The sequence below is a fragment of the Novosphingobium rosa NBRC 15208 genome (genome assembly GCF_001598555.1).
GTDB classification, from domain to species: Bacteria; Pseudomonadota; Alphaproteobacteria; order Sphingomonadales; family Sphingomonadaceae; genus Novosphingobium; species Novosphingobium rosa.
Genome location: NZ_BCZE01000072.1, coordinates 26,755 through 36,648 on the forward strand (window position 1 = coordinate 26,755; position 9,894 = coordinate 36,648).

Consider the following 9,894-nt stretch of genomic DNA (forward strand, 5'->3'; position numbering starts at 1 on the left):
CCATCCATGGTATGCTGTGGGTGGCCGGGCCGGGGGCGTGGGCCGGTGCCGCACATCCGGCTGAAAGCCGGATGTCAGATCAGGAAATGCCCAGAGCGTTCAGATACACTTCCAGGATCGCTTCCTGTTCCTTGCGGTCATCGGGCTTCATCTTGCGGATGCGGATCACCTGGCGCATCGCCTTGGGGTCGTAACCGGTGGCCTTGCCTTCCAGATAGACGTCCTTGATGTCGTCGCTGATGCCCTTCTTTTCCTCTTCGAGGCGCTCGATGCGCTCGATCAGCAGGCGCAGGCGGTCGTCGGCTGCCATTTCGGCCATGGTTGGTCTCCGTGAATTTTAGAATCGGTTGGGCCGTCCGATAGCCGCGCTCGCTCGGAACGAAAAGAGGCCATGAACCAGAATCCCCAAGGATCGGCCCCACAAGCGCTTCGGCCTGCCTCAATCGACGGCGGCATTGCGCTTCAGGCTTTGCTCCATGCGGGCCAGTTGCTCGGCTGTGGCTGGCGTTTGATAACGCTCTTTCCATTCCGCCGCACTCATCCCGTGGATCGCTTCCCGCGCCTGCGCCCTATCCAAAGGCGCGCCCGCTTCCACGATCCAGTCGGCCAGACAGTTGCGGCAAAAGCCCGCCAATCCCATCAGATCGATGTTCTGCGCATCATGCCGATGCCGCAAATGCCGCACGAGCCGACGAAAAGCGGCTGCGGCCTGCGCGTCACTCAGGGAATCCACAGGGTCGGTGGCACTATCGTTCGCATTCATATTCATGGCATTGATCCTTGGGTTTTCGCCGCGCCTTTGTCATGGACCTTCGTCACAAACGCTATCACAACAGCGTCATACCCAATGAAACGCCGGGAAGGAATTTTGAGCGTGTCTACGTCTCCCTCGCACAAGCTCGATCCACGCGGCCGCAAGGTCAAGATTCTCGCAACCCTGGGCCCGGCCAGCCGCGATATCGAGATGATCCGCAAGCTGATCCGCGCCGGCGCCGACGCCTTCCGCGTCAACATGAGCCATGGCGACCACCCCACCCACGCCCAGACCATCGCCAATGTGCGCGAGGCGGAGAAGGAATTCGGCCGCCCGATCTCGATCCTCTGCGATCTTCAGGGCCCCAAGCTGCGCGTCGGCACCTTCAAGGATGGCCGCGCGGTCATCCGACACTCGGGCCATTTCACGCTGGACCGCAACCCGGAGCCGGGCGACGAAAACCGCGTCTGCCTGCCGCATCCCGAACTCTTCGGCATCCTGCGCAAGGGCCAGCGCCTGCTGATCGATGACGGCAAGCTCAAGCTGCGCGTCATCCGCGCCGATGAGAACGAGATCCTGTGCTCGGCCGATGTCGGCGGCGTGATTTCGGACCGCAAGGGCGTCAACGTGCCCGACGCCGTGGTGCCGATCCCCGCGCTGACCGAAAAGGACCGCCGCGATCTGGCCTTTGCCGTGGCGCAGAATGTGGACTGGATCGGCCTCTCCTTCGTGCAGCGCGCCGAGGACGTGGCCGAGGCCCGCAAGCTGATGGGCGGCCATGGCGCTCTGGTCGCCAAGATCGAGAAGCCCGCCGCTGTCGAAAGCCTCGACGAGATCATCAACCTGTCGGACGGCGTGATGGTCGCCCGCGGTGATCTCGGCGTCGAGCTGAACCCGGAAGAAGTGCCCCCGATCCAGAAGCTGATCGTGGAAACCACCCGCCGCAGCGGCAAGCCGGTGATCGTGGCCACGCAGATGCTCGAATCGATGATCGAGAGCCCCGCCCCTACCCGCGCCGAAGTCTCCGACGTCGCCAATGCCGTCTATGACGGCGCCGACGTGGTGATGCTCTCGGCCGAAACCGCCAGCGGCCAGTGGCCGGAAGAAGCGGTGACGATCATGCACCGCATCGCCAGCCAGGTGGAAAAGGACGTCACCTACCGCCGCCGCATCCATCTGGCCGAAATCGAGGCCGACGCCACCACCGCCGACGCTCTGGCCAAGGCCAGCGCCCAGATCGCGGAAACCGTGTCGATCGCCGGGATCATCGTCTTCACCGGCAGCGGCTCGACCGCGCGCCGCGTGGCCCGCGAACGCCCCCATGCCCCGATGCTGGTGCTGACCCCCAGCCTGAAGACCGCGCGCAAGGCGGCCCTGCTGTGGGGCGCTCACGCCGTCCACACCAAGGACATCGGCAGCTTCGAGGAGATGATCGCCAAGGGCAAGCGCATGGCCCTGCGCCATGGCTTCGGCGAGGCGGGCGCCAAACTGATCGCGCTGGCGGGCGTACCCTTCGGCACGCCGGGCGCGACCAACCTGCTCCACGTTGTGACGCTGGCCGGCAACGAGCTGGAAAAGCACGAGGGCTGATGGAAACCGGGCGAGAGCGCGAACCGGCGCTCTCGCCCCCATCCGCGCAACAATACTCAAGGCGGACAGGCCCGTTCCGCAATCCCCTTGCATGATGACATTCCCGTGATACGCTTCTCCCAACCCGCCTTTCGGGGGGAGAGGATAAAACATGATCATCAGCACGCGCGCCCGGGGGGCCGCTCTCGCAGCCGTGACCTTGCTGTGCGCAGCCCCGCTCGCAGCCGCTTTGCCAACTGTTGTGCGGGCCGATAATCCGGTGCAGGCCGCCGTGGGCCTCGTGGCCCCCATCGTCAGCCGCACGCACACCACGCAGGCCACCTACGCCGTCTATTACTGGAACCGCCTGACGCCCCAACGCGGCGAGGCCTCGGAAGAATGGTCGGCGGAATTCAACCGCGGCAACTGGCACCGCGTGGAAACCCCGCGCGACCGCATGATCGCGGACTGCAAGGCCATGCGCGGCATCGACCTCTCGCTGGAAACCGGGCAGATCGTCTCGGGCCCGGCGGTCGCCAAGGCCGCCTGCGGGATCAACGCCAACCGCCCCGTGCGCCAGTCCGAATATCTCGGGCGGATCGATGGCCACCTTGGCGCCTTCGACCGCGTGCGCCTGACCGACGCCAGCGATATCCGCACCTATGATGTCTCGGGCGATGGCGTGATTCTGGGCGTGACCTACGCCAATGTCGATCAGCCCGGCTCCGTCACCCTGACCATGACCTCGACCGGGCTGGATCATGCCCTGCCCGATAGCGACATGTTCAGCCCTGAATCGCTGGGGCGCAGCGTGGTGCCGGATCGGTTCAAAGCCGCGCCTCAGGGGAAGTAAGAAGAAGGGAAGATGCGAGGGCCATCGCCCTCGCGCTCCCTTTGGTGTCTTCGTTGCGCTTCGGATTCGGCCTTGCGCCCAGCTTGCCGCGCCGCAGGCTTTCCATCGCCTGCCCAGCCTTGCCGCTGCCGTTTCGTCGGAAGACGTTATGGGAGCGCGAGGGGGTAACCCCCTCGCATGTCTCTTTTATCCCTTCACCAACTTGACCGCCTCGGCCAAGGCCTGATGACACCGGCCCAGATCCTCTTCGGAGATGCAGTAGGGCGGCATCAGATAGGCGGTGTTCCCCAGAGGCCGGATCAACAGCCCTGCCTCGCGGAAAAAGGCCAGCAGGCGCGGCTGGAGTGAGGACAGATAGCCCGCGCCCTCCACCACATAGTCCAGCGCCAGAATCGTGCCGCAGGTGCGGGCGTTGGCGATGCCCTCCACCTGCGCCAGCATCGCGGCGCCAGCGGCTTGGCGCTCCGCCAGCAGAGCGATCCGCTCGCGCACGGGCTCCTCGCGCCAGATCGCCAGATTCTCGGCAGCGGCGGCGCAGGCGATGGGGTTCGCGGTGTAGCTGGAGGAGTGGTAGAAGGTTTTCGCGCGGTCTGTGGAATAGTGGGACTGGTAGATCGCCTCGCTGGCCAGCGTGACGGCCAGCGGCATCGAGCCCCCGGTCAGCCCCTTGGCAAGGCAGAGGATATCCGGCGCGACACCGGCCTGCTCGCAGGCGAGGAAGGTGCCGGTGCGACCCCAGCCTGTCATCACTTCATCGGCGATGAACAACACGCCATGCGCGGCGCAGATGCGGGCCATTTCGGCCAGCACATGCGGCGGATAGAACAGCATGCCGCCCGCGCCGAGGATCAGGGGCTCGACGATGAAGGCGGCGGCGTTGGCGCGGCATTCGGCTTCCAGCGCGTCATAGGTGGCCTGCTCGGCGCCGGGGTGTGGGTAGGGGATGACGCCCACGTCGAACAGCAGCGGGGCATAGGCGGCGTTGTAGACGCCGCGCTCGCCCACGCTCATCGCGCCGATGGTGTCGCCGTGATAGGAGTGCTGCATCACCAGAATGCGGTGGCGGTTCTCCCCGCGATGCGCCCAGTGGCCCAGCGCCATCTTCAGCGCGACTTCCACGCAGGTGGAGCCGGAGTCGGAAAAGAACACATAGGGCAACGCGCCCTCGCCCACAGCCTGCCCGACCATGTCGACCAGCCCTTCGGTCACGGTCTGGGCGGGCTGGTGAGTCCATCCGGCGAAGATCAGCTGATCAAGCTTCTGCGCCTGTTCGCCAATGGCGGCGGCGATGCGGGGATGGGCATGGCCATGCGTTGTCACCCACCAGCTGGAGATGGCGTCGACCACGCGGGCGCCATCCGCCGTGAACAGGCTGGCGCCTTCGGCATGGGTGACCAGCGGGATCGGCTCGTTCAGGCCGTGCTGGGTGAAGGGATGCCAGATGGGGGAGCCCGTCACAGCGTCCAGTCCTTGAAGCCTTCATCGAAAGCCTGCGCCAGAGAGTGCGCGGTCACCTCGGCCAGCAGCGGCAGGCGGCCAAGGCGGGTGACGCCGGAGAGGGCCGGGATGACCGCCTCGTTTTCCTCATGCGGCTCGCCCACGAAGGCGATGCCGGTGATCGCCACCTTGCGGGCGCGCAGCGCCTCGATGGTGAGCAGCGTGTGGTTGATGGTGCCAAGGCCCGTGCGGGCCACCACCACCACCGGCAGCGCCCAGCGCGCGAAGAGATCGGCATAGAGCAGCCCTTCCCCCTCTGGCGGGGCGATCAGCGGCACCAGCGCGCCGCCCGCGCCTTCCACCACCAGCGGGCCTTCGCCTGCGGGCAGGGCCAGCTTGGCGGGATCGAGCTTCACGCCATCGATCCGCGCCGCCAGATGCGGCGAGGCGGGGGTGATCAGGCGATAGGCTTCGGGCAGCACCTGCGCGCCGGGGACCAGTTCGGCGATAGCCTCGCTGTCGGTCAGTTCCTCGATGCCGGCCTGCACCGGCTTCCAGTAGCGCGCCTTGCCGTATTTGCGCTGCAGGGCGCCGGTGAGCGCGGCAGAGAAGACGGTCTTGCCGATGCCGGTGTCAGTGCCGGTGACGATATGGGCGCTCATGCCAGAGCCTCCTTGAGCGCTTGCGCCAGCGCCTCGATTTGCGCGGGCGCGGCGTTGCGGGTGATGACGATGCGCAGCCGCGCGGTGCCTTCGGGCACGGTGGGGGGACGAATGCCGCGCACGTCGAAACCGGCCTGTTGCAGACGATTGGCCACGGCCATGGCGCGTTTGTCGGTGCCAAGGATCAGCGGCATGATGGGGGTGCCATGCGTCTGCGCGCCCAGCGGGGCCAGCAGGGCTTCCGCCTGAGCGATCCTCGCGCGCAGATCCGCGCGCAGATCCTCGGCCTGTTCGCAGAGCTTCAGACTGGCCCGCCCGATCGCGGCGTTGAGCGGCGAGGGCGCGGTGGAAAAGATAAAGCCGCGCGCCCGGTTGACCAGAAAATCGCGCATCACGCGCGGGCCGGCGAGCAGAGCGCCCTCACACCCCAGCGCCTTGCCCAGCGTGTGCAGCGTGATGATGCGTTCGCGCGAAGGCAATGCCGCCACCAGGCCGCGTCCACCGGGGCCAAGGATGCCAGTGGCATGGGCTTCATCCACCACCAGCAGCGCATCGTGACGCTCGGCCACGGCGAGTAGCGCGGACAGCGGCGCGATATCGCCATCCATCGAATAGAGCGATTCAACCGCGATCCATGCCCGGCCCCCCGTGGCTTCGGCGCCGCCTTGATTGCGCCATGCGGTGATGGCCTGATCGAAGGCCTCGGCATCGCCATGGGCCACCAGCGTATGGCCAGCGCGGGTCAGGCGCAGACCTTCGTGGCAGCTGGCGTGGATCAGTTCGTCGGCAAAGATATGGTCGCCGCGCTGGGGCATGGTGGCCAGCAGCGCGGAATTGGCGGTGTAGCCTGTCGGCAGAAACAGCGCGGATTCGCTGCCGAAGAAACGCGCGGCTTCCTCTTCCAGCGCCTCGTGATCCTGGTGATTGCCGCGCAGCAGGCGCGATCCGCCCGAGCCGACCGCCACGCCGCGATCCAGCGCCTCACGCGCGGCCTGAGCCAGCACGCCGCTCTCGGCCAGCCCCAGATAATCGTTGGAGGCGAAATCCACCCCCGTGCGCGGACTCAGCCTGCGCAGGCGGTCGCGCCCGGCAAGCGCCGCCAGATCCTGTTCCTGAGCCCCCAGCAGGCCGCCTCGCTCAGCGCCCGCCAAGCCGCTCATCCCCGGGCCCCGAACAGCGCCGAACCGACGCGGATATGACTGGCGCCCAGCTGGATCGCGGTTTCGAAATCGCCGCTCATCCCCATGGAGAGGCCGCCTTGAGGCGTGCCCGTCAAGCCATGATCGTCGGCCAGCTTGGCCAGCAGGGCGAAGAAGGGCGCGGCCTCGATGCCGGCAGGCGGCACGCACATCAGGCCTGCCAGCGGCAGCTCCAGCTGGCGGACATGCGCCAGCAGCGCGCCCAGCTCGGCGATGGCGACGCCGCCCTTCTGTTCCTCCGCGCCGATGTTCACCTGAACGAAGCAGGGGATGCGGCGGCCGGTCTTGTCCATCGCCTTGGCCAGAGCATCGGCCAGACTGATGCGGTCCAGCGCGTGAATGGCGTCGAACAGGCTGACCGCCTCTTCCGCCTTGTTCGACTGTAACTGGCCGACCAGATGCAGCTCAAGGTCGGGCGTGGCCTCACGCAGAGCAGGCCATTTGGCGGCGGCTTCCTGCACCCGATTCTCGCCAAAAACGCGCTGGCCCGCCGCGATCAGCGGTGTGATCGCCTCGGCAGGATGGGTCTTGGAAATGGCGATCAGCGTGACATCGGCTGCCTTGCGATGCGCGATACGGGCAGCGGCGTCGATGCGGGCGCGCATGTCGTCCAGCGCGGGATGAGTGTGTGGCACGGTCATGACCGCGTGCTATAGCGCCGCGATGCGCCAATGCCAGCCCCCTGCGCCTTTCATCCTGCCCCGCCCGCCTTTGCCGAACCTGTGGCTGGTGAGCGATGCCCGCAACGACGCCATGCTGGAGATCGCCATCGCGCGGCTGCCGCGCGGCAGCGGGCTGATCTTTCGCCATTACCATCTGGATGAGGCCGCGCGGCGGGCGCGTTTTGCGCGTTTGGCACGGATGATCCGGGCGCGCGGCGGTCTGGCCGTGCTGGCCGGATCGATGGCGCAAGCGCGGCGCTGGGGGGCCGATGGCGCTTATGGCTCGGCAAGGCTGGCCGGTCCCGGAGGGCGCGGGCTGAGGCTGGTGACGGCGCATGGGCTGAGTGAAATCCGCCAGGCCGGACAGGCGCGCGCCGATGGGTTGCTGCTGTCCCCCGCCTTTGCGACGCGCAGTCATCCCGGGGCCTCGGCTCTGGGCGTGCTGCGCTGGCGGATGCTGGCCACGCGGGCGGCAACCCCAGTCATCGCGTTGGGAGGCATGTCCGAACGTCGGGCACGCCGTCTGGGTGTAAGCTGTTGGGCGGCCATTGATGGCCTGGTTCACGTCGCCGGTGCAACTTGAAATCCGTTGCACGGCTTTTTCATTTTTCCTGTTGACGCCCGGAAAGCATGGGGTTAGAGGCCGCCTCCACCGAGACACACTGCCCTGTCGTCTAATGGTAAGACTGCGGATTCTGATTCCGTCAATCGAGGTTCGAATCCTTGCAGGGCATCCATCTCCTTCCCCACATCAATGATAAAATCTGATCCGGCGGATCTTTGCGTCTGACCGGTTTTTGCGCGTCAGGCTCGGCAGATGCGGTTCAGGAAGCGCGTGAGCGGTCGTTCCACCCAGCGCCAGACCAGCCAGGCAGCTCCAGCGCAGATCAGGCAACTGAGAGCCACCAGCAGACAAAGCAAGGCTTCGCGTCCTCCAGCGACCCGCGTCAGGACGACAGCGATGGCCCCCAGCAAGAAGCTATGGGTCAGATACATGCTGTAGGACGCATCACCAAAGGCCCGGGCGAGCATGGCAAAGCCTTTGTGCGTATTTCCGCGGCCTTCCAGCAGGGCTGTCAACGCAAGAGCCAGCGTCACGAACACCACGCCAATGGCGGTGACATCGGCAGCGCCGAAACGGATGGCCAGGCTTAGTGGCGCCAAGGCAAGCGCGCAGAGAACGCCATCCGCCACCGGCAGTCGCAGCGTGCCGAACGCAAAGCGCACCGCGCCGATGGCCATGCCGACGATAAAGTAGAGCAGCACCGGTCTGGTGAAATAATAAAGTGGCACCGGTTGCCCGGTGATCGGCGCGGGGGCGGGAATCTGCGTCCCCGCCAGCACCAGAGCGATCAGGGCCAGGATGGCGCATGTCAGGCCCCTGCCTCGCCGCATGGTGATCGCCAACGCGAAGAGCAGGTAGAAGAACATCTCGTAATCGAGCGTCCATCCCAGCCCATAGACAGGCTGGGTCAGGCCGTGGTGGTCGACATAGGGAATGAAGAGGAACGACATCGCCAGCGCCGGAAGCGTGGTTTCCGGCGCCGTGGCATTGGTGCTGAAGCGGAAGGTGGCGTAGGAAAAACCGATCATCAGCAATGAGGTGAGATAATAGATCGGGGCGACCCGTAAAAAGCGGCGCAGCACAAAGCGCTGCCCGGCGCCGGGGCGAGCGAACTCATCCGCCGTGGTGTAGACCATGATGAAGCCACTGATCGCGAAGAAGGTGCCGACGCCGATCTGGCCGAAGGACCATATCCAGTCCGGCAGCGCCTCCGGGAAGGCTCCACGCTTGATCAGGCGGTCGATCAGATGCACCACCACCACCAGGCAGGCGGCCACGCCTCTGAGCCACTGGACAGGCACAATGACCGATTTGTGAGCATGGGTTACCCCCTCACCCGCCGACGGTTGTGCCTGCCCATGCATGTTGAGGCCGCCTTTCAAAGCTTCCAGTCGATGGGAGCGCTGCCGTGGCTCTCCAGAAAGGCGTTGGTCTTGCTGAAATGGCCGCAACCCAGAAAACCGCGATGCGCCGACAGCGGACTGGGGTGAGGCGCGGTGAGGACCAGATGGTGCTCTTTGTGCAGGTCAGCCACCCGGCCCGCTTTCTTCTGCGCGTGGCTGCCCCAGAGCAGGAACACGCAAGGGGTGGGTTGAGCAGCCACAGCAGCCACCACCGTGTCTGTGATGGCTTCCCAGCCCATATTCTGATGGGAGCCGGCCTGGCCTTCCTCCACCGTCAACACATTGTTGAGCAGGAGAACGCCCTGCTCCGCCCAACGGGTCAGATTGCCATTCCGGGGGATGGGCAGATTCAGATCCCGCTGCTGTTCCTTGAAGATGTTCACCAGAGAAGGCGGGATTCGTACGCCTTCCTTGACAGAAAAGGAAAGGCCATGGGCTTGTCCGGCGCCATGATAGGGATCTTGCCCCAGAATCACGACACGCACATCTTCGGGAGGGGTCAGGGCAAGGGCCATCAGCCGCTCGCCACGAGGGGGGAAAATATGCTTTCCAGCCTCTTCCTCGGCCTTCAGAAAGCCGCCCAGTCTTCTGGATTCAGCTGTGGCCAGAACATCGGATAAAATAGGACGCCAAGAGGGAGGAACTCCTTCATGGGCTGCCATCTTATCCTCCGCTGTCATCTGTACCATGCCTGTGGCATGTCGTATAATGGCAGCTTTATCAATCGCCTTGGCAAGTGATAGAGGAATTTATCGGCATATGAAGGAAAGGCCCCTTCATAAGGGACAAA

At 65.5% G+C, this 9,894-nt stretch carries 11 protein-coding genes and 1 tRNA gene; 4 read left to right on the forward strand and 8 right to left on the reverse strand.

Annotation, left to right across the window (positions count from 1 at the left end; all coding sequences use genetic code 11):
- Positions 1–79 precede the first annotated feature (79 nt).
- Positions 80–319, reverse strand: coding sequence for a DUF2312 domain-containing protein (locus SR3_RS23535; protein WP_068091329.1), 240 nt, complete (start codon positions 317–319; stop codon positions 80–82).
- Between the two features lie 120 nt (positions 320–439).
- On the reverse strand, positions 440–769 hold the full coding sequence (locus SR3_RS23540) for a DUF1244 domain-containing protein (protein ID WP_245654071.1): 330 nt from the start codon (positions 767–769) through the stop codon (positions 440–442).
- 78 nt (positions 770–847) lie between these two features.
- Here SR3_RS23540 and pyk point away from each other — a divergent pair, with 78 nt between their 5' ends.
- Both pyk and SR3_RS23550 read left to right on the forward strand, forming a co-directional pair.
- Positions 848–2,344, forward strand: a complete 1,497-nt coding sequence (gene pyk, locus SR3_RS23545; RefSeq protein ID WP_169805701.1) for a pyruvate kinase — start codon at positions 848–850, stop codon at positions 2,342–2,344.
- A gap of 151 nt (positions 2,345–2,495) precedes the next feature.
- Positions 2,496–3,176 (forward strand): hypothetical protein, encoded by a 681-nt coding sequence (locus SR3_RS23550; RefSeq protein ID WP_068091335.1) that lies wholly within the window; start codon positions 2,496–2,498, stop codon positions 3,174–3,176.
- A 186-nt stretch (positions 3,177–3,362) separates the two neighbouring features.
- On the opposite strand, the gene SR3_RS23555 is transcribed toward SR3_RS23550, so the two are convergent.
- Genes SR3_RS23555 through SR3_RS23570 form a run of 4 tightly spaced genes read right to left on the reverse strand, consistent with a single transcriptional unit; the run spans position 3,363 to position 7,115 of the window.
- A complete protein-coding gene (locus SR3_RS23555) occupies positions 3,363–4,634 on the reverse strand; it encodes an adenosylmethionine--8-amino-7-oxononanoate transaminase (RefSeq protein WP_068091340.1) in 1,272 nt (423 codons plus the stop codon).
- Positions 4,631–5,275, reverse strand: a complete 645-nt coding sequence (gene bioD / locus SR3_RS23560; protein WP_068091342.1) for a dethiobiotin synthase — start codon at positions 5,273–5,275, stop codon at positions 4,631–4,633. Before bioD ends, SR3_RS23555 begins: the two co-directional genes overlap by 4 nt.
- The gene (locus SR3_RS23565; RefSeq protein ID WP_068091344.1) at positions 5,272–6,435 is read right to left on the reverse strand and encodes an 8-amino-7-oxononanoate synthase; all 1,164 of its coding nucleotides are present in this window, start codon (positions 6,433–6,435) and stop codon (positions 5,272–5,274) included. Before SR3_RS23565 ends, bioD begins: the two co-directional genes overlap by 4 nt.
- Complete coding sequence (locus SR3_RS23570; RefSeq protein ID WP_068091347.1) at positions 6,432–7,115, reverse strand: YggS family pyridoxal phosphate-dependent enzyme; 684 nt, start codon at positions 7,113–7,115, stop codon at positions 6,432–6,434. The genes SR3_RS23565 and SR3_RS23570 overlap by 4 nt, the downstream gene beginning before the upstream one ends.
- Between SR3_RS23570 and SR3_RS23575 the strand changes: the two genes are divergently transcribed.
- Both SR3_RS23575 and SR3_RS23580 read left to right on the forward strand, forming a co-directional pair.
- The gene (locus SR3_RS23575) at positions 7,114–7,719 is read left to right on the forward strand and encodes a thiamine phosphate synthase (protein WP_084455863.1); all 606 of its coding nucleotides are present in this window, start codon (positions 7,114–7,116) and stop codon (positions 7,717–7,719) included. The genes SR3_RS23570 and SR3_RS23575 overlap by 2 nt on opposite strands.
- An 80-nt stretch (positions 7,720–7,799) precedes the next feature.
- Positions 7,800–7,873 (forward strand) — tRNA-Gln (locus tag SR3_RS23580).
- 67 nt (positions 7,874–7,940) lie between these two features.
- Here the strand turns inward: SR3_RS23580 and SR3_RS23585 are convergent.
- Together SR3_RS23585 and ung are read right to left on the reverse strand one after the other, a co-directional pair.
- A complete protein-coding gene (locus tag SR3_RS23585) occupies positions 7,941–9,065 on the reverse strand; it encodes an acyltransferase family protein (protein WP_157099070.1) in 1,125 nt (374 codons plus the stop codon).
- Between the two features lie 14 nt (positions 9,066–9,079).
- Positions 9,080–9,766, reverse strand: coding sequence for a uracil-DNA glycosylase (gene ung, locus SR3_RS23590; protein ID WP_068091378.1), 687 nt, complete (start codon positions 9,764–9,766; stop codon positions 9,080–9,082).
- Positions 9,767–9,894 lie beyond the last annotated feature (128 nt).

Bases quoted from the DNA above. Each gene is read 5' to 3' on its own strand.
- SR3_RS23535 (WP_068091329.1), bottom strand. From the start codon at position 319: ATGGCCGAAATGGCAGCCGACGACCGCCTGCGCCTGCTGATCGAGCGC.
- SR3_RS23540 (WP_245654071.1), bottom strand. From the start codon at position 769: ATGAATATGAATGCGAACGATAGTGCCACCGACCCTGTGGATTCCCTG.
- pyk (WP_169805701.1), top strand. From the start codon at position 848: ATGAAACGCCGGGAAGGAATTTTGAGCGTGTCTACGTCTCCCTCGCAC.
- SR3_RS23550 (WP_068091335.1), top strand. From the start codon at position 2,496: ATGATCATCAGCACGCGCGCCCGGGGGGCCGCTCTCGCAGCCGTGACC.
- bioD (WP_068091342.1), bottom strand. From the start codon at position 5,275: ATGAGCGCCCATATCGTCACCGGCACTGACACCGGCATCGGCAAGACC.
- SR3_RS23565 (WP_068091344.1), bottom strand. From the start codon at position 6,435: ATGAGCGGCTTGGCGGGCGCTGAGCGAGGCGGCCTGCTGGGGGCTCAG.
- SR3_RS23575 (WP_084455863.1), top strand. From the start codon at position 7,114: ATGACCGCGTGCTATAGCGCCGCGATGCGCCAATGCCAGCCCCCTGCG.
- SR3_RS23570 (WP_068091347.1), bottom strand. From the start codon at position 7,115: ATGACCGTGCCACACACTCATCCCGCGCTGGACGACATGCGCGCCCGC.
- SR3_RS23585 (WP_157099070.1), bottom strand. From the start codon at position 9,065: ATGCATGGGCAGGCACAACCGTCGGCGGGTGAGGGGGTAACCCATGCT.
- ung (WP_068091378.1), bottom strand. From the start codon at position 9,766: ATGGCAGCCCATGAAGGAGTTCCTCCCTCTTGGCGTCCTATTTTATCC.